Annotated in this window: 13 protein-coding genes and 1 pseudogene; 8 read left to right on the plus strand and 6 right to left on the minus strand. The window is 58.6% G+C overall.

Annotation, left to right across the window (positions count from 1 at the left end):
• Positions 1-65: 65 nt before the first annotated feature.
• A complete protein-coding gene (locus tag ACWGZX_RS16715) occupies positions 66-773 on the plus strand; it encodes a methyl-accepting chemotaxis protein (RefSeq protein WP_452629028.1) in 708 nt (235 codons plus the stop codon).
• A 127-nt stretch (positions 774-900) separates the two neighbouring features.
• Here ACWGZX_RS16715 and ACWGZX_RS16720 read toward each other — a convergent pair whose 3' ends face one another.
• Positions 901-2703, minus strand: a complete 1803-nt coding sequence (locus ACWGZX_RS16720; RefSeq protein WP_452624653.1) for an acyl-CoA dehydrogenase — start codon at positions 2701-2703, stop codon at positions 901-903.
• Between the two features lie 239 nt (positions 2704-2942).
• Complete coding sequence (gene putA, locus ACWGZX_RS16725) at positions 2943-6896, minus strand: trifunctional transcriptional regulator/proline dehydrogenase/L-glutamate gamma-semialdehyde dehydrogenase (RefSeq protein ID WP_452624654.1); 3954 nt, start codon at positions 6894-6896, stop codon at positions 2943-2945.
• Between the two features lie 462 nt (positions 6897-7358).
• On the opposite strand from putA, the gene putP reads away from it, so the two are divergent.
• The 7 genes and pseudogenes from putP (at position 7359) to ACWGZX_RS16760 (ending at position 15595) form a co-directional block, all read left to right on the plus strand.
• A complete protein-coding gene (gene putP / locus ACWGZX_RS16730; protein WP_452624655.1) occupies positions 7359-8843 on the plus strand; it encodes a sodium/proline symporter PutP in 1485 nt (494 codons plus the stop codon).
• Between the two features lie 339 nt (positions 8844-9182).
• Positions 9183-11192, plus strand: a pseudogene (locus ACWGZX_RS16735) (type VI secretion system Vgr family protein); the annotation flags it as partial.
• 1037 nt (positions 11193-12229) lie between these two features.
• Complete coding sequence (locus tag ACWGZX_RS16740) at positions 12230-12601, plus strand: hypothetical protein (protein WP_452624656.1); 372 nt, start codon at positions 12230-12232, stop codon at positions 12599-12601.
• Between the two features lie 9 nt (positions 12602-12610).
• Positions 12611-13000, plus strand: coding sequence for a hypothetical protein (locus ACWGZX_RS16745; protein WP_452624657.1), 390 nt, complete (start codon positions 12611-12613; stop codon positions 12998-13000).
• 22 nt (positions 13001-13022) lie between these two features.
• Entirely contained in the window at positions 13023-13766 is a 744-nt protein-coding gene (locus tag ACWGZX_RS16750) for a DUF4123 domain-containing protein (RefSeq protein ID WP_452624658.1), read from the plus strand.
• 358 nt (positions 13767-14124) lie between these two features.
• Positions 14125-14448 (plus strand): hypothetical protein, encoded by a 324-nt coding sequence (locus ACWGZX_RS16755; protein WP_452624659.1) that lies wholly within the window; start codon positions 14125-14127, stop codon positions 14446-14448.
• Positions 14449-14755: 307 nt separating this feature from the next.
• The gene (locus ACWGZX_RS16760) at positions 14756-15595 is read left to right on the plus strand and encodes a 23S rRNA (adenine(2030)-N(6))-methyltransferase RlmJ (protein ID WP_452624660.1); all 840 of its coding nucleotides are present in this window, start codon (positions 14756-14758) and stop codon (positions 15593-15595) included.
• Positions 15596-15774: 179 nt separating this feature from the next.
• Here ACWGZX_RS16760 and msrA read toward each other — a convergent pair whose 3' ends face one another.
• From msrA to aceF, 4 genes are all read right to left on the minus strand, one after another.
• A complete protein-coding gene (gene msrA / locus ACWGZX_RS16765) occupies positions 15775-16422 on the minus strand; it encodes a peptide-methionine (S)-S-oxide reductase MsrA (RefSeq protein WP_452624661.1) in 648 nt (215 codons plus the stop codon).
• Positions 16423-16492: 70 nt separating this feature from the next.
• Positions 16493-19180 (minus strand): putative bifunctional diguanylate cyclase/phosphodiesterase, encoded by a 2688-nt coding sequence (locus tag ACWGZX_RS16770; RefSeq protein ID WP_452624662.1) that lies wholly within the window; start codon positions 19178-19180, stop codon positions 16493-16495.
• Between the two features lie 192 nt (positions 19181-19372).
• Positions 19373-20767 carry an alkaline phosphatase D family protein gene (locus tag ACWGZX_RS16775; RefSeq protein WP_452624663.1) on the minus strand — a complete coding sequence of 465 codons (1395 nt, stop codon included), beginning with the start codon at positions 20765-20767 and terminating at the stop codon, positions 19373-19375.
• A gap of 271 nt (positions 20768-21038) precedes the next feature.
• Positions 21039-22982, minus strand: a complete 1944-nt coding sequence (aceF, locus tag ACWGZX_RS16780; RefSeq protein WP_452624664.1) for a dihydrolipoyllysine-residue acetyltransferase — start codon at positions 22980-22982, stop codon at positions 21039-21041.
• Position 22983: the final 1 nt, after the last annotated feature.

Genomic DNA, 22983 nt, shown 5'->3' on the forward strand with positions numbered 1-22983 from the left:
ACACCGCGGAACGTTCTGGCCGTCAGCAGGAAATGACTGACATGGTGGCCACCGCTGTTCATGAGATGGGCCTGACCGTGCAGGAAATCGCCCAGAACGCTGGCAACGCGGCGATCGCGTCGCAGAATGCTCGCGATGAGGCGATGCAGGCTCGCGAAGTGGTGGGCGGCTCGATCCGGCATATTGAAAGCATGTCCGACGAAATCGGCATCGCGGCGGGTGCCGTGGGTGAGCTGGCCAATCAGGTGGCGTCGATTGATCAAGTGTTGGCCGTGATTCGCGGGATATCCGAGCAGACCAATTTGCTGGCGCTGAACGCCGCCATCGAAGCGGCGCGGGCCGGGGACATGGGCCGTGGGTTTGCGGTGGTGGCGGATGAAGTGCGCACCTTGGCGCGACGCACGCAGTCGTCGACCGATGAGATTCAACAGATGATCGGCAGCCTCAAGCAAGGCGCGGAGAATGCGGTGTCATCGATGCACAGCGGGCAAGCGGCGACCGGCACGGGTGTCGAGTCGAGCCAGCGCACCGGGGCGTCGTTGACGGCGATTACAGGGCAGGTGGAGCGGATCAGTGACATGAACCATCAGGTGGCGACGGCGACGGAAGAGCAGTCAGCGGTGACGGAAGAGATCAACCGCAATGTGCAGGGGATTTCGGATTTGGCCCGGGCGACGGCGGGGGAGGTCAGGGCTTGTCGTGAAGACTGTCAGACGTTGCAGCGCTTGGCGGATGATTTGGCGCGGCAGATGAGCAGTTTCAAACTGAGCTGAAAAATGCGTTGGCAGTGCTGACGCCTTCGCTGGTAAGCCAGCTCCTACAAGGCCGGTGCGTTTACATCAAACCCTGTAGGAGCTGGCTTGCCAGCGAATGGATTTCAGCTGCAGCACAAGTTCGGGATCAGAACCACTCATCCTGCATGCCCAGGCAAACATCATCCCGCGCCTCAAGAATCGCCAGCTCATGGTGGCAACCCGGTACTTCCCAGGTCAGGAAATACCGCGCCGCCTGCAGCTTGCCTTTATAGAAGCTGACATCCGCCGCATTACCCTTGGCCAACCCTTCCTCAGCACGAATCGCCTGTTCCAGCCAGCGCCAGCCAATCACCGTGTGCCCGAACACTTTCAGGTACAGCGCGGAGTTCGCCAGGCTGCTGCTGACCTTGCCTTGAGCCAGATCAGTCAACAGGCCAATGGTCACCGTTTGCAGGCGTGCCACCAGTTTTTCCAGCGGTTCACGCAGCGCGGTCAAGGATTCATATGCCTGCGCCCGCGCGCCGGTGTCGGCGATTAGTCGGATCAATTGCTTGAGCCCGGCACCACCGTTCTGCGCCAGCTTGCGCCCTAGCAAGTCCAACGACTGAATCCCGTGCGTGCCTTCATGAATCGGGTTCAGACGATTGTCGCGGTAGTACTGTTCCACCGGGTATTCACGGGTGTAACCGTGGCCGCCGAGAATCTGGATCGCCAGTTCGTTGGCCTTCAGGCAAAATTCCGACGGCCAGGATTTGACGATGGGCGTCAGCAAATCCAGCAGTTCATGGGCCTGCTTACGCTCGGCTTCGGTCGCAAGCGTGGTGGTGTCATCGAACAATCGCGCCGCATACAGGCCGAGATCGAACGAACCTTCGACGTACGCTTTCTGGGTCAGCAACATGCGTTTAACGTCGGCGTGTTGAATGATCGCCACTGGCGCGGTGTTCGGGTCCTTGCTGTCCGGCACGCGACCTTGCGGGCGCTCGCGGGCATATTCCAGCGAATACAAATAACCGGCGTAACCGAGCATCACCGCGCCCATGCCGACGCCAATTCGCGCCTCGTTCATCATCTGGAACATGTAGCTCAAACCGTGGTGCGGCTTGCCCACCAGATAACCAACACACTCGCCGTTATCGCCGAAATTCAGCGCGGTGGACGTGGTGCCGCGCCAGCCCATCTTGTGGAACAACCCGGCCAGCAACACATCGTTGCGCTTGCCGAGGCTGCCGTCATCGTTGACCAGAAACTTGGGCACGATGAACAGCGAAATCCCCTTCACCCCGGCTGGTGCGTCCGGCAGCTTGGCCAGCACCATGTGCACGATGTTTTCCGACAGCGGGTGGTCGCCGCCGGAGATAAAAATCTTGTTGCCCTTGAGGCGATAAGTGCCGTCAGACGCAGGCTCGGCGCGGGTACGAATATCCGACAGCGACGAACCGGCATGCGGCTCGGTCAGGGCCATGGTGCCGAAGAAGCGGCCGTCGATCATCGGCTGTAGGAAGCGCTGTTTCTGCTCCTCGGTACCGAAGCTTTCAATCAGATTCGCCGCGCCCATCGTTAAAAACGGGTACGAAGTCGACGCCGCGTTGGCCGACTGAAAATGCGCGAAGCAGGCCTGGGACAGCAGGGTAGGCAGTTGCATGCCGCCCGCGTCGAAACTGCGCGCAGCATTGAGGAAGCCGGCTTCGAGGAACGCATCCACCGCCGGTTTCACTTCCGGAATCAGAATCGCCTGACCGTTCTCATAGCGCGGCTCGTTCTCGTCGCCCTTGCGGTTGTGCGGGGCGAAGAATTTTTCGGCGATATTGCGAGCGGTGCCGATGGCGGCATCGAAGGTCTCGCGATTGTGCTCGGCGAAACGCTCACGCTGGGTCAGGCCCTCGGCATCGAGGACTTCATACAGCTCGAAAGCCAGATTGCGGGAACTGAGCAACGTCTCGGACATGGCGGCCTACCTTTTTTTGGATTGGACCGAGTCTAGGCGTGGAAATAAAGGCTGAACAGGATGATTGATGCCGGTGATAGAAGGGAAAAACACCGACCTGTAGGAGCTGGCTTGCCAGCGATCAATGCAGCGCGGTCTACCTGATGCGCCGCCATCGCCAGCAAGCCGGCTCCTACAGGGTATGGCAAAAAAAATGGGCGCCGATGAGGGCGCCCATTTTACAGTGACTGCATCGCTAATTAGCCGATGGTCATCAAGCTGGCATTACCACCCGCTGCAGCGGTGTTGACGCTCAGCGCACGTTCAATTACCAAACGCTCCAGCGCAATGTTGGTCTCGCCTTGCGACAAACCATGAACACCGACAATGGCGCCAGCACGCTTGGCCACTTGCTGGCACACCGCACGCAACTGGTCCGAATGGCCATGATGCAGAACTGCATCAAACACCACTTCATCCTTGTTCCAGTCGGACACCAGCTTTATGCGTGCCTGAACATCCTTCGGCAGGCGTGTGAACAACGCCTTGGTCAGGTCAGATTCCGGCCACACCGCCGAACCACCGACAGCCAACACCGCCGCCAGTTGAGTCAACAGATCACCTTCGACTTCCGCCAGGCACAGCACGTGTTCGCGCGGCAGGATGGCGTAGCTGTTGCGCTCGCCGGTCGGACCGGCCAGAACACGGGTGATCCCGCTTTGCGATTGCGCCGTGAACTGCACGCACAGGGTGCTCAGGTCGGCAAATTTGTTGCTGTTGGCCCAGGCTTTCAGGGCGGTCAGCGGCTTGCTCATGGCGTCGCGCAGACGAACGTCCGGCGCTGCGATGGCGTCACCACGAGCGAAGGATTGTTCGATGGCATCGGTAGGACGCGTCGACAGCAGGCGGTACAGGTACAGCGGACCACCGGCTTTCGGACCAGTACCCGACAAACCTTCGCCCCCGAACGGTTGTACGCCAACCACAGCGCCAACAATGTTGCGGTTCACGTAGACGTTACCGGCGTTGACGTTGTCGATCACCTTGGCGATGGTTTCGTCGATGCGCGTGTGCACGCCCAGCGTCAGGCCATAGCCGGAAGCGTTGATCTGGCCGATCAGTAGATCGATGTCTTTGCGCTTGTAGCGAACCACGTGCAGCACCGGACCGAAGATCTCCCGTTGCAGCTCGTCGAAGCTTTCCAGTTCGATCAGGGTCGGCATCACGAAGGTGCCGCGTTTGACTTCTTCGCTGTTGGCGATGGCCACCTGGTACACGTTGCGACCTTTGTCGCGCATGGCTTGGATGTGCTTCTCGATGCCAGCCTTGGCTTCGGCGTCGATCACCGGGCCGATGTCCACGGACAGACGCTCCGGATTGCCGAGGCGGCATTCAGCCATGGCGCCTTTGAGCATTTCGATGACACGGTCAGCGGAATCTTCCTGCAAGCACAGCACGCGCAGTGCCGAGCAACGTTGACCGGCGCTGTCGAAGGCCGAAGACACTACGTCGATCACAACTTGTTCGGTCAGTGCTGAAGAGTCGACGATCATCGCGTTCTGGCCACCGGTTTCGGCGATCAACGGAATTGGACGGCCCTGGCTGTCCAGGCGACCGGCGATATTGCGTTGCAGCAAACGAGCGACTTCGGTGGAACCGGTGAACATCACGCCTTTGACGCGATCGTCGCCGACCAGACCGGCACCGACGGTTTCGCCACGGCCCGGCAGCAGTTGCAGCACGCCTTCCGGAATTCCGGCTTCGAGCAGCAAACGCACGGCTTGAGCGGCTACCAGCGGAGTTTGTTCCGCAGGTTTGGCCAAAACCGGATTGCCGGCCGCCAGTGCCGCCGCGACTTGGCCGCTGAAGATGGCCAGCGGGAAGTTCCATGGGCTGATGCACACCACCGGGCCCAATGGGCGGTGGGCGTCGTTGGTGAAATCGTTGCGTGCCTGCACCGCGTAATAACGCAGGAAGTCCACGGCTTCACGCACTTCGGCGATGGCGTTGGCGAAAGTCTTGCCAGCTTCGCGAGCCAACAGGCCCATCAGAGGCTGGATCTCGCCTTCCATCAAGTCGGCGGCACGTTCCAGAATCGCGGCGCGTTCGGCGGGCGGGGTGGCCTGCCAGATCGGCGCGGCGTTCAGGGCGCACTGGATCGCGTTATCGACGTCTTCGACGGTGGCTTCCTGCACATGGCCGACCACGTCACGCAGATCGGACGGGTTCAGCACCGGCGCAGGGGTTTCAGTGCTGGAAGCGCAACCGAGCATCGGCGCGGCTTTCCAGTGGTTGTGAGCAGTGGCCAGCAGGGCGCAGGACAGCGAAGCCAGACGATGTTCGTTGGCCATGTCGATGCCGCTGGAGTTGGCGCGCTCGGCACCATACAGGTCACGCGGCAGCGGGATACGCGGGTGCGGCAAGCCGAAGCCGCCTTCCAGCGTAGCCATCTGCTCGATGCTGGCCACTGGATCGGCCACCAGCTCCTGAATCGAAATCGACTGGTCGGCGATACGGTTAACGAACGAAGTGTTCGCGCCGTTTTCCAGCAGGCGACGCACCAGGTACGCCAGCAGCGTTTCGTGAGTACCGACCGGAGCGTACACGCGGCACGGACGGTTCAGCTTACCTTCGGAAACTTTGCCTACAACCTGTTCGTACAGCGGTTCACCCATGCCGTGCAGGCACTGGAACTCGTACTGGCCCGGGTAATAGTTCTGACCGGCGATGTGGTAAATGGCCGACAGTGTGTGGGCGTTGTGCGTGGCGAATTGCGGGTAGATGACTTCCGGCACCGACAGCAGTTTGCGTGCGCAGGCGATGTAGGAAACGTCGGTGTACACCTTGCGGGTGTAGACCGGATAGCCTTCCAGGCCTTCGACCTGGGCGCGCTTGATCTCGCTGTCCCAGTACGCGCCTTTTACCAGACGGATCATCAGGCGATGACGGCTGCGGCGAGCCAGGTCGATCACGTAGTCAATCACGTACGGGCAACGCTTCTGGTACGCCTGAATCACGAAACCGATGCCGTTCCAGCCGGTCAGTTGCGGCTCGAAGCACAGGCGCTCCAGCAGATCCAGCGACAGCTCGAGGCGGTCGGCTTCTTCGGCGTCGATGTTAAGGCCGATGTCGTACTGCTTGGCCAGCAAGGTCAGTGACAGCAGTCGCGGGTACAACTCGTCCATCACGCGCTCGTACTGCGCGCGGCTGTAGCGCGGGTGCAAAGCGGACAGCTTGATCGAAATGCCCGGGCCTTCATAAATCCCACGACCGTGGGACGCTTTGCCGATCGAGTGAATGGCTTGTTCGTACGAGGCCAGGTACTTCTGTGCATCGTGCTCGGTCAGTGCCGCTTCACCGAGCATGTCGTAGGAATAGCGGAAACCTTTGGCTTCGAACTTGCTCGCATTGGCCAGGGCTTCGGCGATGGTTTCGCCGGTGACGAACTGCTCACCCATAAGGCGCATGGCCATGTCGACGCCCTTGCGGATCATCGGTTCGCCGCTTTTGCCGATGATGCGGCTCAGGGATGAAGTCAAACCTGCTTCGTTATGCGTGGCGACCAGTTTGCCGGTCAGCAGCAGGCCCCAAGTGGCCGCGTTGACGAACAGCGACGGGCTGTTGCCCAAGTGTGGGTGCCAGTTGCCGGTGCTGATCTTGTCGCGGATCAGTGCGTCACGGGTGCCTTTGTCCGGGATGCGCAGCAGCGCTTCGGCCAGGCACATCAGTGCTACGCCTTCCTGGGACGACAGAGAAAATTCCTGCAGCAGGCCCTGAACAATCCCGGCACGGCCACCGGCGCTTTTCTGATTGCGCAGTTTTTCGGCAATCGACGCGGCGAGCTTATTCGTGGCTTCGGCCATGGCGACCGGCAGGCGAGCCTGTTCGATCAGCATCGGCACCACTTCCGGCTCAGGGCGACGGTAGGCGGCCGTGATCGAAGCACGCAGCACTGATTGCGGCAGGATGCTTTCGGCGAACTCCAGGAAGCACTGGTGCGCGTGGTCGGCATGGACTTCACCGGCGTCGTCAGCGTCTTTGCTGATCAAACCACTCAGCTCGGACAGGGTTGCACCACCCTCGAGTTTTTCCAGGTAATTGAAAATTGCCTGCTTGATCAGCCAGTGCGGCGTGCGATCAATCGAGGTCGCGGCAGCCTTGAGGCGCTCGCGGGTCGGGTCGTCAAGTTTGACCCCAAGGGTGGTGGTAGCCATTTTTTATCCTCATGTTTGCCACGATTGCGTGGCATCAGCTGGCGGCAAGATTAGCCGTGCAACTGTCGAGGTGCAACCGGGTGCAACCCTTTTTTTGTCGGAATAACAGGCAGCTCGTCAGGAAATAAATTCTGGTACGGCAGTGCTGCATCGGGTGGGTGCTTTTTAGAGCGGTCGGCATTCGCGCTTGCTCCGAAAAGGAGCAAAAACGTGGTTTTTAATTATATTTCCGACTGGGTGCAACTTATTCTCACAAAATGGGTTGCACCTTATTTGTGTTGTTGAATAGGATTCGCGCCCCAAGGTGCAACCGGATGAAAAGCCGGTGCGCCGGCTGATGGCTTTCCTGGGGAAACATCAGTCTTAAATGCGCGAGCTGCGAAATCGTCTGAACAAACGTTGTCGTTTGTCGGCGGGTTCACACGCTGGCGCTACATAAAAACAAAGCCAGGGCATCACTTAATGAGCGTAAGCAATCCAACCCTGATCACGTTTGTGATCTACATCGCAGCAATGGTGCTGATCGGCTTGATGGCCTATCGCTCCACCAACAACCTTTCTGACTACATTCTGGGCGGTCGCAGCCTGGGTAGCGTCGTGACGGCTTTGTCCGCTGGCGCCTCCGACATGAGCGGCTGGTTGTTGATGGGCCTGCCGGGCGCCATCTACATGTCCGGCCTGTCCGAAAGCTGGATCGCCATTGGCCTGATCATCGGTGCTTACCTGAACTGGCTGTTCGTCGCTGGCCGTCTGCGTGTGCAGACCGAGCACAACGGCGATGCCCTGACCCTGCCGGATTATTTCTCTAGCCGTTTCGAAGACAAAAGCGGCCTGCTGCGGATCATTTCTGCGGTGGTGATTCTGGTGTTCTTCACCATTTACTGCGCATCCGGCATCGTCGCCGGTGCCCGTCTGTTCGAAAGCACCTTCGGCATGTCCTACGAGACAGCGCTGTGGGCCGGCGCTGCGGCGACGATTGCCTACACCTTCGTCGGCGGTTTCCTGGCCGTGAGCTGGACCGATACCGTACAAGCCACGCTGATGATCTTCGCCCTGTTGCTGACGCCGATCATCGTGCTGCTGGCGACCGGCGGCGTCGACACCACCTTCCTGGCCATCGAAGCGCAAGACCCTGGCAACTTCGACATGCTGAAAAACACCACCTTCATCGGCATCATCTCGCTGATGGGCTGGGGCCTGGGTTACTTCGGCCAGCCGCACATCCTCGCGCGTTTCATGGCGGCGGATTCGGTCAAGTCGATCGCCAACGCCCGTCGCATCTCCATGACCTGGATGATCCTGTGCCTGGGCGGCACCGTGGCGGTGGGCTTCTTCGGTATCGCTTACTTCTCGGCGAACCCAGCTGTTGCAATGCCGGTGAGCGAGAACCACGAGCGCGTGTTCATTGAACTGGCGAAAATTCTCTTCAACCCATGGGTTGCCGGTATCTTGCTGTCGGCCATTCTGGCTGCCGTAATGAGCACCCTGAGCTGCCAATTGCTGGTGTGCTCGAGCGCCCTGACCGAAGACTTCTACAAAACCTTCCTGCGTAAATCCGCTTCCCAGGTCGAACTGGTCTGGGTCGGCCGCGCCATGGTCCTGGTGGTTGCCCTGATCGCCATCGCGATGGCCGCTAACCCGGAAAACCGCGTACTGGGTCTGGTCAGCTACGCTTGGGCCGGTTTCGGTGCTGCGTTCGGTCCGGTGGTGCTGATCTCCGTGATCTGGAAAGACATGACCCGCAACGGCGCACTGGCCGGCATCCTGGTTGGCGCGATCACCGTGATCGTCTGGAAACACTTCGAACTGCTGGGCCTGTACGAAATCATTCCTGGTTTCATCTTCGCCAGCCTGGCCATCTACATCGTCAGCAAACTGGGCGCGCCGACTCACGGCATGCTGCAGCGTTTCGCTGCTGCCGAGGCAGATTTCCGCCTGAACAAGTGATGGGGGAGCTTCGGCTCTGACCTTTTGCTGAATATGAAAACGGCCCGCTTCCTTTTGGAGGCGGGCCGTTTTTTTGCCCAATCCCTGTAGGAGCGAGCTTGCTCGCGAAGGCGGCGTCACATTCAACACATTAGGCGACTGACCCACCGCTTTCGCGAGCAAGCTCGCTCCTACAGGGGTAGGTGGTGGTTTTGAGGGATATGTCTGTAGCTGAACACACTTATTCTTGAAGGAAAAATCTCTAAAAAAGCAGGGAGAATCTGATTTTCTTGTCCCTCCCTCAACACCCCTTGTCGCTCATGCAGAATCGCCCGCCTTCATTCTGCAGAGACACATCGGATGTTCGCGCCTGCCAATCAACCGCGTTTCACGTTGACCCTCGACGGCGTCCAGAATGAGCTCAAGGTCCTTGAGTTCACGGGCACGGAAGCCATCAGCCAACCCTACCGTTTTGACCTGGAACTGGTCAGCGATCGGCCGGACATCGAGCTTGAAAGCCTGCTGCATCGTCAGGCCTTTCTGAGTTTCGATGCACATGGGGCCGGTATTCACGGTCAGATTTTTCGCGTCGGACAAAGCGACTCCGGGAAACGTCTGACGGGCTACCAAATCAGCCTCGTACCGCGACTGGCTTACCTCGGTCAGCGCATCAATCAGCGAATCTTCCAGCACAAAAACGTACCGGCGATCATCGCGCAGGTGCTCAAGGATCATGGCATTCAGCGCGATGCATTCGAGTTTCAACTCGGCAGCGACTACGCGGCTCGGGAGTACTGCGTGCAGTACGCCGAAAGCGATCTGGCGTTTATCCAGCGGCTGTGTGCCGAGATCGGCATTCACTACCACTTCCAGCACAGCCCCGACGGGCATCTGCTGGTGTTCGGCGATGACCAGACCGTTTTCCCTCGTCTGCCCGAGCCGACGTTATACCTTCCCGGCAGCGGAATGGTGGCGGATGCTCCGGCCATCAAGCGTTTCAACGTACGCCTGGAAACCCGCACTACCGCGGTCACCCGCCGCGATTACGACTTTCAAAAACCTCGCCTGCAACTCGAAAACCGTCTCGACAGCGAACAACGCCCGGTGTTGGAGGACTACCAATTTCCCGGCCAATTCAAGGATCGCGAACACGGCAAGCAACTGACTCAGCGCGCACTCGAACGCCACAACGCCGACTTCCGTCAGGCTGAAGGAAAAGGTGATGATTCTGCGATGGTCAGCGGGCATTTCCTGCACCTCGCCGAGCATCCCCGTCAGGCGTGGAATGACCTGTGGCTGATCACTGAAATCGAACATCGCGGCCGCCAACCGCAGGTGCTGGAAGAGTCGGCCACCAGCGATGACCCGGATGATTTCCAGGGTTATCGCAATACGTTTCTGGCGACGCCGTGGGACGTTTCGTTTCGCCCGCCGCTGGGGCCGCAAAAGCCTCGCATGCTTGGCTATCAACCCGCCGTGGTCACCGGCCCGGCCGACAGTGAAATCCATTGCGACGAGTTCGGCCGAGTCAAGGTTCTGCTCGCCTGGGACCGCGACGGTCAGCTCAATGAGCATTCCAGTTGCTGGCTGCGCGTCGCCACGGGTTGGGCGCATGACCGTTATGGCAGCGTGCTGATCCCGCGAGTCGGCATGGAAGTGCTGGTCGGGTTCATCGACGCCGATGCCGACAATCCACTGGTGATGGGTTGCCTGCCTAACGCGGCGACTCCCGTTCCGCTGGACCTCCCGGCCGACAAGACCCGCAGCATTTTCCGCAGCCAGAGCAGTCCGGGAGGTGGTGGCTACAACGAGCTGCGCATCGAGGATCGCAAAGGCGCCGAGGAAATCTACCTGCGCGCCCAGCGAAACTGGACCCAGCACGTGTTGAATGATCAACAGGTACAGGTCGATAACCAGCGCAGCATCGTCGTCACCGGCACCGCTCGCCATGAGTTGAAGGCTGATGAGCAGCGCATCACCCACGGTCAGCGCCAGGCTGAAGTGAAGCGCGACGATCACTTGGTGGTGGTGGGCGACCGGCACATCCGTGTGACCAGTCAGGTGCTCTGCGCGAGCCAGCAATTCCACGTCAGCGCCGGCCAGCAAGTGGTCATCGATGGCGGTGCCAGCGCGACGATTCAGGCCGGTGGACAGTGGATTAACATTGGTCCGGGCGGGATTTTCAGCAGCGTGCCGATTCAGGTGGGCGGGGCATTGATGCCGGCGATGGCGGCTGCGCCCGTGTCGCCCGATACGCCGCTGAAACTTGCCTCCGCCCCGGCAGCTTTGCTGAGTGCTGCGCAGATCATGAGCCTGAAAAGCGATGCGCCTTTTTGTGAGGAGTGTGAGCGTTGTAAGGATGGACTATGTCCGACGCCGAATACTTTAAGCGGTGCGCCCAAGGCGTCATCTGTTACACCTGCTTCAACTGTTGAACCTGGTTTCCATATTGTCGAACAGGGGATGTCTCGGTCTGCGCTCGAATCAATATTGTTTCCACAGCCGGCCCCGGCAGTACTGGAAAAATTTCGAAGCCTGAATCCGAAGCTCACTCAATACGCCAAGCCTGGTCAATTGATCGTCTTGAGTGATCCACGTAATACGCAATGCACGCGTGAAGAAGCCCTGCTGATGGAGGCTGCGCAAAAAGTCGACGCGGCTCTTGAGCCGTTGAGTGATGCGGAAGCTGAGTTCATGGCGCGTCATCACGGGGAAATACAGTCGTTTTTGTCTCAAGGTTCGACGGGGGTGGGGATTGGTTCGGCGATGTTTGGCTTCCACCTGAAAAACCTGGCAGGAACCTTGGGTGAGTTGGAAACGCTGCATAAACGCACCTTCGACAAGTACGGAAAACTCCAGGGAGCTGACTTCTTTACTCAGCGCAAACAGTTGATGACGCAACTTGATAACAGCCTTGGCCCGTTGGTGCGCAAAGGAGTGGGTATTCCTGTACATCCGAACCTTAAAAACGCGTTGGGTGTTTCCAGTCGCAGCCTTGTTCATCACTGGAGCAAGGCCGGCACATCGGGCGGGATTCCGGGGTATGCCACGCATATTGAGGGAGTGAGCAAGGCCAGTAAGGTGATCAAGTTGGGTGGTTGGGTTGGGATCAGTTTGAGTGCCACTGCTTCGGGGCTTAAGGTCAGGGAAACCTGTAGTGTCGGAGCGGAAGAGGCTTGCAGAAAGGTGAAGTTTACTGAAACAGGAAAGTTCGGGGGAAATGTTGCTGGGGGTTTAGGGGGCGCTTGGGCTGGCGGCGTCGTATGCGCCGGCATCGGTATTGGGACTGTTGGGGTCGGAGGGATTGCTTGCGCCATTGCATTGACAGGCGTGGGTACATTGTTGGGTGGGGAAGGTGGGGCCGCAGTAGGTGAGTGGGTGGGCGAACTGTTGTATGAGGCTATGGAATGAAAATTGGATTGGACGATATATATGTTTGGGTAGTGCTAGCTTTAGCTGGATTGGTTTTGTTGAACGTAATTTTGATGTTTTACCTTGCGTACTTTCGCATGAAAGAGGTGTTGGGCTACTTGGGTAATTCTCCTGCTGTAATTGGCAGGTCGGTGAATTTAAGTTTGGATCCGCTTGTTAGGTTTTCACTGCTTGGGCATGTGAGTATGATGTTGACTATTCCTCGGCGCTCAATACATAAGGGGCTTTTGGATGCGAAAGATTATGAGCGGTTTCCGCGTCGACTAAAGGCTTTTATTCAATTTTGTAATGGTTCCGCTTGGCTGTTGTTTGTGCTGCTTGCAGTTATGTACGCGTTGTATCGTTGACTGATGTATATGACAAATGATGATGAGGTCTGGTTTGTTTTAACTTTCGGTGGGTTATTTTTTTTACTTTCGCTTGTATCAATTGCCGGTCATTTTTATCTTGGTTTATTTAGGATGAAGACGATCCTGCACTCTCTCAGTAACTCTTCAGGGGTTTTGGTTCGAATGCCTTTTAGTGATGGTCTGTATGGAACCTACTTTATGTTGGTGTGCATAGGTTCATACCTGCTGTTGCCGTCTAAGGCGATCAAGTGCGGTGAACTGGACGAAGGGGATTATTTGAATTTTCCTCGCGGATTACTGAGGTTGATTCGGTTTTTCTATGTCACGGCACTCGGAGGGGGAGTAGCAATGCTTGTACTCTTATTTGGTGGGAAATATATGGGGTGGATTGAATGATTTTGTCTTGCAGGAAACATAGGTGGAGGCTGTCTTGAGCGGCGATTACATCAGAAACTGGCTACAAAACTATCCCCTTAACAACACCGAACAACTCTTCGCCATTTTCAGCAACACCAGCGCGGCTGAGCCGTTCAAGGCTTGGCAGCGCTCATTGAAAGCTCAAGCGCCGAGCCCGATTTGGGCTGACACGATTTACTCCGAGTGGGAAGCGGTGATGCCCTATGTGGGAGTTGTCGGCGCTGACAGTGGGTTTCTGGATTGGGTGGCCACCACCGAATCTCGCGATTGGGGTTGGCTGGCGGTGTCTTCGGCGAGCCTTGAAGCGGTGGTTGAGCATTTGCGCAGCCTCACTCAAGTCATGCTGCCAAATGGTAAAGCGGTGTTTTTCCGTTTTTGGGATGGGCGTTATTTGCTGCCGATTTTGCAGTCCGCTGATGTGAAAGCTGCAGAGCTGCTGTCGGTGATTGGGAGGTGTTTGATCAATGGGCAGTCGATCGACATCGGTGGCAGCGCGCTGAAAACGTCGAAGGTTTTCCCGTGGTGGGAGGTTTCTCAATCCCTGCTGCAACACCTCGGTGCTGAAGATGCTTCAACCCTGATCAACAATCTGGTGAGGTGGTTGAGTGAAGAGCATCCGGGTCTGTTCGAGGCGTTTTCAGAAAGCGTTTTGCGCAGGAAGGTTGGGATGTTTCTTGCGACGCCTGACCTGCCGCCTGGGCCAAAAGCTGAGTTGTTGGAGCACTTGATTGCAGAGCTGGATTGATCGGGTGTAGGGCCAGGCGAAATTTCCGGGCAAGGTCGTCGGACGTTTCCTTCAAGTTGTGTCGGTTTTCGTGAACTGGTGGGCAATGGGTTGCAGGGATAGTCTTTGGCTGTCACCGCGCAAGTGGTGGCAGGGTGTAGGAACCCTTGAAGGTCATTCGCGCATCAGTACTGTCGTTTGATTGCGGCACTTAAAACGTGCCCGTAATATCGTTCGCGGCGGCTGTGTGCGGGACACGTTTCGACGTGGCTGAGTTTGACGGCCCTCAGTTTCCTACTCCCGCGCACGGCTGCCACCCAAAGCCCGTAGGAAGGCCGTTGGTAGCTTTTTGAGTTAATAGCTAAAGGCCTATCAAATAATGACGACGTTGACACCCGATCCACCCTACGTAAAACCCATTCCCCACCCCAAAAGCCGCTTCATGGCGCTCACCAGCAACTGCACCGATATGCCCACGCTGTTCGTCGATACCCACGCGCCGCTCGATGTGTTGTATGACGCGGCCAACTATCGAATTCGCGCTGTCACGCAGGTGCTGGAGAACATGTCCATGCGCGGTTCTGTCGAGTGTGAGTCGTTCATCCTCAGTGATTTCGCTTTGCTGTGCGCCATCCCGTTGCGCGATGGGTGCGATGTGCTGGATGTGATTGGGCGGCGGTTGCAGGCTCGGCCTTCGGACTAAGAGCCGAACGGCTTTTTGTGGCGAGGGGGCTTGCCCCCGTTGGGCTGCGCAGCGGCCCCAAAACCTGCAATCCGGTTATGTCAGTTGTACCAAGAGCTTGGTTTGGCGACTGCTTCACAGTCGAGCAGGAGCAAGCTCTCGCCACAGGTTTTGTGATGTGGCGGGATATTTTGGGGCTGCTGCGCAGCCCAACGGGGGCAAGCCCCCTCGCCACAGGGTTTGTGGGACTGTAAGTACCCGCTCGGCTGCGAAGCCCTGACGTTCGCCTCGGTACAAGGTAAACTTCCCGGCCTTCGCAGGAGCAATCATGAATTATCGTCACGCCTTCCATGCCGGCAATCACGCCGATGTGTTCAAACACCTGACTTTGACCCGCCTCATCGCCCTGATGTCGCGAAAGGAGCAGCCGTTTGCCTATCTCGACACTCACGCCGGCATTGGTCTGTATGACCTGCTGGGTGATCAGGCGAGCCGTACCGGTGAGTACCTGGAAGGTATTGCGCGTCTGTGGGATCAGCCGGATTTGCCGGCGCTAACCGCCGATTACATGAAAGTGCTGCACGACATGAACCCGGATGGCCAGTTGCGCTATTACCCGGGGTCGCCGGAGCTGGCGCGGCGTCTGACGCGGCCGCAGGATCGGGTGATGCTCAACGAGAAGCATCCGGAAGACGGTTTGCTGCTCAAGGACAACATGGCCGGCGACCGTCGGGTGAAGGTGCATCTGGGCGAAGGCTGGCATGTGCCGCGCGCGATGTTGCCGGTGCAGGAGAAACGGGCGGTGATGTTGATCGATCCGCCGTTTGAACAGCTCGATGAGATGCAGCGTTGTGCGGCATCGCTCAAAGAGGCGATTGGCCGGATGCGCCAAACCGTGGCGGCGATCTGGTACCCGGTGAAGGATCAGCGCATGTTGCGGCGCTTTTATCAGGATCTGGCGGGCAGTGGCGCGCCGAAGTTGTTGCGCGTTGAGTTGCTGGTGCATCCGCTGGATACGCCGAACAGTTTGAACGGGTCCGGGTTGGCGATTGCGAATCCGCCGTGGGGGCTGGAAGAGGAACTGCGTGAGTTGCTGCCGTGGTTGTCCAAGAAGCTTGGGCAAACCCAGGGTGGGTGGCAGATGGATTGGTTGATTGCTGAGAGTTGATTTTTAGTCAGATGCATTGATAGCGTCTGAGAGGGCGCATTCGCGGGCAAGTCGAATCGTCGCACCGCCGCTCCCACATTGGTTTTGTGATTGGCCTCAAGATACGGGGCAACACAGGAACATTGTGGGAGTGGGCTTGGTCCGGGCGGCGATCCGACGATGCTTTTCAGCATCTGAAATCAGATCGGGCAGGTCACGCCTGTGCCGCCAATCCCGCAATACCCTTCAGGGTTCTTGGCCAGGTACTGCTGGTGATACGCCTCGGCGAAGTAAACCGTCGGGGCTTGGTCGATCTCGGTGGTGATGGTGCCTTTGTCGGCTTTGGTCAATTCGGCCTGGAACACTTCTTTGCTGTGTTCGGCGGCGTCCAGTTGCTCCGGGCTGGTGGCGTAGATCACCGAACGGTACTGAGTACCGATATCGTTGCCCTGGCGCATGCCCTGAGTCGGGTTGTGCAGTTCCCAGAACATCTTCAGCAGCTCGTCGTAGCTGACTTTTTCCGGCTCGTAGACCACGAGCACCACTTCGCTGTGGCCGGTCAGGCCTGAGCAGACTTCTTCATAGGTCGGGTTCGGTGTGAAACCGCCGGCGTAACCCACGACTGTGCTGACTACGCCTTCACGCTGCCAGAAGCGACGTTCCGCGCCCCAGAAACAACCCAGGCCGAAGATTGCGAAGTCGACATTGGTGAGGAACGGGCCCAGCAGCGGGGAGTCGTGGACGAAATGTTTTTCCGGCAGCTTCATTGGTGTTTCGCGGCCAGGCAGAGCTTGTTCTTTGGTTGGAAGCACGTTTTTGTTCACCAGGATTTCCGAGCGCAAGACCATGATCAGTCCTCTCAGTCAGGTTGGGATGTAGGGAATCAGACCGCCAGTTTGCCCGAGTGTCAGGCCGCTGTCAGGCGATTGGGCCACGCGGATAGCGTTTGAGCTTTTCGATCAGCTCGGCGCCGGGAATCGGTCGGTCGAACAGGTAGCCTTGACCGACGTCACAGCGGTGGCGCCGCAAGAACGCAAGCTGCTCGGCGGTCTCGATGCCTTCAGCCACGACCTTGAGTTTCAGGTTGTGGGCCATGGCGATCACCGCGGAGGTGATTTCCATGTCGTCCTGATTGTCGGGGATTTCGTGGATGAAACTTCGGTCGATCTTGATGATGTCGATCGGGAATTTTTTCAAATAGCTGAGCGACGAGTATCCGGTACCGAAGTCATCCATTGCCAACGTCAGGCCCAGACGCTTGAGCTGGTCGAGCTGCAAGTGGGTGTCTTCGGTGGCTTCCAGCAGCAGGCCTTCGGTTAGTTCAAGTTCCAGCAGGTTGGCCGGCAGCGCTTCTTCCTTGAGGATGTTGGCGATGGACGTCACCAGATCCGGGTCGGAGAACTGCTTGGGCGACAGGTTGATCGCGACTTGAAGATCGCCCAGGCCGGCGGCGCTCAGCGTTTTGCTCATGCGGCAGGCCTGGCGGGCGATCCACTTGCCGATGGGGATGATCAGGCCGGTTTCTTCGGCGACGCTGATGAACTGGTCCGGACGGATCATGCCTTTGTCAGGATGGTTCCAGCGCAGCAACGCTTCCATCCCCAGCAGACGGCCGCTGCGCAGGCAGAGCTTGGGCTGATAGAACACGTCCAGCTCGTTCTGGGTAAGTGCGCGGCGCAGGTTGTTCTCGACGAACAGCTTGTAGCTGGCCTCGGCATTCAACGCTTCTGTGAACACCTGGACCTGATGCTTGCCGTTGGCCTTGGCCTTGTGCAGCGCCAGACCGGCGTTGCGCATCAAGGTTTGCGGATCACGACCGTGCAGCGGCGCGCAGGCCAGGCCCACGGAGCCGGTGACGCTGATCAGTTGGTTGTCGACGAACATCGGCTTGTCGAGGGTCATCAACAACTGGTGGGCGACCTGTTGGCCGGTACGCAGGTCGGTGTTGTCCAGCAGCACAGCGAATTCGTTACTGGCGAAGCGTGCCAGGCTGCCGCTCGGACTCAGGCTGTTGCGCAGGCGTCGGGCCAGGCTGATCAGCAGTTTGTCGCCGGTCTGGTGGCCGAGGCTGTCGTTGATCCGCTTGAAGTTGTCGATGTCCACCAGCAGCAAGATGATCGGGGTGTCTGTGTCTCGTGCGAAGCGTTCGTCGAGGTTGCGGATGAACGCCGGGCGGTTGCCGAGGTTGGTCAGGTTATCGGTGTAGGCCAGGCGCTCGATGCGCTGCTGGGCGAGTTTGGTCTGGGTGATGTCTTCGTAAATGCCGATGTAATGCGTCAATTCGCGGTTATCGCCGTACACCTTGGAGATCGACAGCTGCCCCCAGTAGGGTTCGAGGTTTTTGCGTCGGCTCTTGAACTCGCCCTGCCAGCTGTTGCTCTTGGCCAGCGCCGAGGGCGCGTCGAACAGCAGTTCACTGAGGTTCTCCAGTGCCGGCAGTTCCGACAGCCGCTGACCGTGGACCTCTTCGGTGCTGTACTGGGTGATCGCGGTGAAGCTTGGGTTGACGTACTCCACCACGCCGTCGCAATTGACCAGCAAAAAGGCGTTGGCGCTTTGCTCGACCGCACGCTGGAACAAGTGCAGGGCGCTGGTGGCGGTGCGGCGGTTGTGGTTATTGATGACCTGGGCGAACTGATCCGCCAGCTCGCCGGCAAAAGCGATTTCGTCCGACTGCCAGGCACGGGTCGCACCGGTCTGTTCCAGGCACAGCACGCCGACCACTTGACCGTCGACGCGGATGCTGGCGTCGAGCATTGCGTTCACATCGCGTGGGCGCAGGCTCTCGGCCATGTGCCGGGTGCGCGGGTCTCGCATGGCGTTATGGGCATCGATGGCGCGGCTGCTGTGCAAGGCTTCCAGGTAATCAGGGAAGCTGCTGACGTCGATCGGCTCCGGCAGCCGGTATTCCCCGCAGGCGCGGTGATAGGCCGAAATCGGCACCAGCATCGAACCTTCGAGGTTCCACAGGCTGGCACAGTCAATTTCGTAGATATCGCAGGCGCTACGGGTGATCAGTTCGGCGGCTTCTTGCAGGGAATTGTTGCTGCTGTAGCGCTGGCGAGTCAGCAACAAGATCAGGTCCTGCTGGGCGCGCACCCGTTCCAGATGCTGCAGTTGTACCTGCTGGGCAAGCTGATTGAGTTCCAGGGCGATTTGCAGGCGCGAGTTCTGGGATTCCAGGTCGGGCAATAGCTGATTGCTTTCCAACAGGTCGTCGACCACCAGCAGATAGCCGCGCAACAAGTGCCGATTGTGCTGTTTATAGGCTTCGCCCAGTTCCAGCAGGTTCAAGGCGCCCGAGGCGGTGTGCAAGGTGTAGCGGATCTGGTAGTTCGGACTGTCGGTCAGTTGCTGCTGGACCGCGTCATGCAGCTGATAGCGCGCTTCGGGCTCCATCAGGCTGGCGTAGGGAGAGTCGACCAGCGCACACAGGTCTACGGCCGGCAAGCCGAAATGACGTTCGCAATTAGGATCCAGAAACAGTAGCGCCCAGCTAGGTTCATTCAGCCGTTCGAAACGCAGCATGCCGAGCCGCGAGGGCACAGGCAACTGCGTCACTACCTCGGCCACCATACGGCTGGCGGCATCGGGTTGGCTTTTCATTGAGGGGAACTCGCTTCGAATGTGCTGATCGCGCCGGGCTCTCGCCCTCTTAACTGTTGCCTGCGGCAAGGTTGCATCATTGCGGCCCCGACTGACAAGAGACATGAAGGCCAAGTGCTATAAGAATATGTCGGCAGGCGTGAAGTTTTCTCCAGCGCGGGCTTAAAACTTATGCATTTGGCCTTCATTACCTTAAGCCAGCGGGATATTGATCGTTTGTAATGGCTTGCCGTCCCGGTCGTGGTAATTGACTTGAAGGTGCTCCCTGTCAACGACCAGATGGGCAAAATTGTCTTCGCTGACCACCTGGCTGGTCAGTTCATGACGGTAGTCCCCCGCAGCCGTTTGCGCCAACGCCTGATCCAGGATGAACGTGGAGGCCTTGGCATATGGCAGCAGTTTGCTGTTGCACAGTGGCGAGGAGACGATGGTGTGCACCTCGAAGTCCGGGTCTTCGCTGTGGGTCAGGCGGCTGGTCAGGGAACCGTGGACGTCGCCGGAAATGAAGACAACATTCTTGATGCGCTGCGTTCGAATCGTTTCCAGCAACCGTAGGCGTTGCTCCGGGAAGGCTTTCCAGGCGTCATCGCCATGGAGTTTGCGGTCGGGGTAGAACATCACGCTGGTGACCACGAATTTGACCCTTGCCGGGCTGTGGATCAGCCAATTGAGCAGTGCCTGTTCCTGCTCTTCATCGAGGATACGGCGATCATCGGCCGACAGGTTGCGTCGAGTGCGGCTGTCGGTAACAAACCATGCAATATCGCCTTCGGCGAACTGATACCAATACTGTTCAAGTTTTCTGCTGATTTGTCCGTTGACTAGAAGTTCATGCGCCGGACTGTGGCTGGCTTGATATAGCTCATAGGCCGCGATGGCGTTTTTGTATAAATAAGTATCGCCCTTGCTTTCGTTGGCTGGCCAGTTGTCTTCTATTTCATGGTCGTCGAGGATCATGTAAGTGGACAGGTTAGACATTAATGTTGTGATGTTCGGCTGGGAAAAAGATGCGCGATACTTGCTGAGTATTTCCTTGTATTCCCGGTCGGGAGCAATGAGGTTCAGGTCGTCGACATAAATTTGGTCGCCGGTCATCAGCATCGCGCTGACAGGCGGGTCTGCCTGCTGCGCCAGATTGGAGATCGAAGCAAAAATCCGGTCGCCCTGTTGCGGTGCCGACGGTATGCCCGCTGTCATGCGCAGGTAGCGGCATGAGCCGACTATATACGCCCGTGGCGTGGTGGCCTTGCTGGAACGGGTGCGGAACCGGTAAATCTCCCGTGGCCATTGCAGCGGTAGCTCCTGCACCGTCTCCACGGTATGCACCGGGCTCATCGGGCTGAACCAGCCGGCCTGGTATTCGTACTCGGTGTCGCTGGACAGCTCATTGAGCGCAATCACATCGGACATGTCGCACAAGATCGTCAGTTTTACAAACGCGCCTCGGGACCAACGCTCTTCACCCAGGCACCGATAACGAATGCCTGCAAATACCAAAGAATTGTCTTGAAGTTCGCCTCGCAGAAAGATGCGCGCGTGGTTAGTTGTAGTGTGGCCAATAATCGGGCCGACAGTCGGTTTGAACATGTTCGAATCCATTCGAAGTAAGTGCTAACTAAGCAAAAAGTGACTGATGCAGTTTTATTAAATATCAGTCGGACTAAGCGTAGTTACTGCGTCGCGAAAAATATCGGGAGGAAGTGGACTTGAGTTGTGGCCGATGTCAGCCACGAATGTAGGAAGAAGTTTTATTCAAGGCAAAAAAAGCCCCGCCAAATTGGCGGGGTTGAGGTACGAGCGTGGCGCTCGGAAAACGTGGAACGCGAACGGCCCTTCGGTGAAGAAGGGCCGGTCGGTGTTACAGCAAGATGGTGCGGATGTCCGCCAGCAGGCTGCTCAGACGCTGGGTGAAGCGTGCAGCAGCGGCGCCGTTGATCACGCGGTGATCGTAGGACAGCGACAGCGGCAGCATCAGTTTTGGCTGGAAGGCTTTGCCGTCCCAGACTGGCTGGATGGTTGCCTTGGAAACACCGAGGATCGCCACTTCCGGCGCGTTGACGATCGGCGTGAAGCCGGTGCCGCCAATGTGGCCGAGGCTGGAAATGGTGAAGCAGGCGCCTTGCATGTCGTCAGCGGTGAGCTTTTTGTCGCGGGCTTTGGCGGCCAGCGCAGCCGCCTCAGCCGCAAGCTGCAGAAGGCTCTTTTGGTCGACGTTCTTGATGACCGGTACCAGCAGGCCTTCAGGGGTGTCGACGGCGAAGCCGATGTTTACGTACTTCTTGCGGATGATCGCTTTGCCGCTTGGTGCCAGCGAACTGTTGAAGTCCGGCAGTTCCTTGAGCAAGTGCGCGCAGGACTTGAGCAGCAGCGGCAGGATGGTCAGCTTGACGCCAGCCTTCTCTGCAACGGCTTTCTGAGCAATGCGGAAGGCTTCCAGCTCGGTGATATCAGCCGAATCGAACTGAGTCACGTGTGGAATGTTCAGCCAGCTGCGATGCAGGCTCGACGCGCCGATTTGCATCAGGCGAGTCATCGGCACTTCTTCGGTTTCGCCGAAGCGGCTGAAATCCACGACCGGAATCGGCGGGATGCCCGCGCCGCCGGTTACGCCAGCAGCAGCGGCCGGTGCTTCCTTGGCTTTCTGCATCATCGCTTTGACGTAAACCTGCACGTCTTCTTTGAGGATGCGACCGTGCGGGCCACTGGCGCCGACGGCGTTCAGCTCGACGCCGAATTCACGGGCCAGTTGGCGTACCGCCGGACCAGCGTGAACCTTGGCGCCCGGCGTGGCCGGTGCAGCGGCAGGTGCGGCAGCTGCCGGAGCAGCAGGCGCCGCAGCGGCTGGGGCCGGAGCGCTCGGTGCAGCAGCGGCCGGAGCCGGGGCCGCAGCAGGTGCAACGCCTTTGACTTTCAGCTTGAGGATCAGGTCGCCAGTACCGACTTCGTCATCCAACTTGATGGAAACGCTTTCCACCACGCCAGCGGCAGGCGACGGGATTTCCATGCTCGCCTTGTCGGATTCCAGGGTGATCAGCGACTGATCGGCTACAACGGTGTCGCCGGCCTTGACCAGGACTTCGATGATCTTGGCCTTGCCCGACGAACCGATGTCCGGAACGTGGATGTCCTGAACGCTGTCGGCCACTGGAGCAGCCGGAGCTGCCGCAGGAGCAGGCGCAGCGGCGGGTGCCGGAGCAGCAGCCTGGACCGGTGCAGCAGCCGGTGCAGCTGCACCTGCCACTTCCAGATCCAGAATCAGGTCGCCGGTACCGACTTCGTCGTTGAGCTTGACGCTGATGGCCTTGACCACGCCAGCGGCAGGCGACGGGATTTCCATGCTCGCCTTGTCGGATTCCAGGGTGATCAGCGATTGATCAGCCGCAACGGTGTCGCCGACCTTGACCTGGATCTCGATGATCTGGGCCTTGCCCGACGAACCGATGTCCGGCACGTGCACTTTCTGAACGCTGGCAGCAGCCGGCGCGGCGGCAGGCACGGCAGCCGGTTTGGCTTCAGCTTTTGGCGCCGGCGCCGGCGCAGCGGCAGCCGCAGGGGCCGCAGCTGCGGCACCTTCGACTTCCAGCTCGAGCAGTTCGTCGCCTTCTTTCAGGCGATCGCCCAGCTTCACTTTCAGGCTTTTGACGATGCCGGCTTTAGGCGCAGGAATTTCCATGCTCGCCTTGTCCGACTCCAGCGTCAGGATGCTCTGGTCGGCTTCGACACGGTCGCCGACCTTCACAAACAGTTCAATTACTTCACCTTCACCGCTGCCGATGTCAGGTACGCGAATGAGTTCGCTCACA

Source organism: Pseudomonas sp. CLCA07 (assembly GCF_053615335.1).

What these genes read in the sequence shown, in the direction of transcription:
- msrA (WP_452624661.1), bottom strand. Translation starts at nt 16,422, where the DNA reads ATGGTCTTGCGCTCGGAAATCCTGGTGAACAAAAACGTGCTTCCAACC.
- ACWGZX_RS16745 (WP_452624657.1), top strand. Translation starts at nt 12,611, where the DNA reads ATGACAAATGATGATGAGGTCTGGTTTGTTTTAACTTTCGGTGGGTTA.
- putP (WP_452624655.1), top strand. Translation starts at nt 7,359, where the DNA reads ATGAGCGTAAGCAATCCAACCCTGATCACGTTTGTGATCTACATCGCA.
- ACWGZX_RS16740 (WP_452624656.1), top strand. Translation starts at nt 12,230, where the DNA reads ATGAAAATTGGATTGGACGATATATATGTTTGGGTAGTGCTAGCTTTA.
- ACWGZX_RS16755 (WP_452624659.1), top strand. Translation starts at nt 14,125, where the DNA reads ATGACGACGTTGACACCCGATCCACCCTACGTAAAACCCATTCCCCAC.
- ACWGZX_RS16775 (WP_452624663.1), bottom strand. Translation starts at nt 20,767, where the DNA reads ATGTTCAAACCGACTGTCGGCCCGATTATTGGCCACACTACAACTAAC.
- ACWGZX_RS16760 (WP_452624660.1), top strand. Translation starts at nt 14,756, where the DNA reads ATGAATTATCGTCACGCCTTCCATGCCGGCAATCACGCCGATGTGTTC.
- ACWGZX_RS16770 (WP_452624662.1), bottom strand. Translation starts at nt 19,180, where the DNA reads ATGAAAAGCCAACCCGATGCCGCCAGCCGTATGGTGGCCGAGGTAGTG.
- ACWGZX_RS16720 (WP_452624653.1), bottom strand. Translation starts at nt 2,703, where the DNA reads ATGTCCGAGACGTTGCTCAGTTCCCGCAATCTGGCTTTCGAGCTGTAT.
- putA (WP_452624654.1), bottom strand. Translation starts at nt 6,896, where the DNA reads ATGGCTACCACCACCCTTGGGGTCAAACTTGACGACCCGACCCGCGAG.
- ACWGZX_RS16715 (WP_452629028.1), top strand. Translation starts at nt 66, where the DNA reads ATGGGCCTGACCGTGCAGGAAATCGCCCAGAACGCTGGCAACGCGGCG.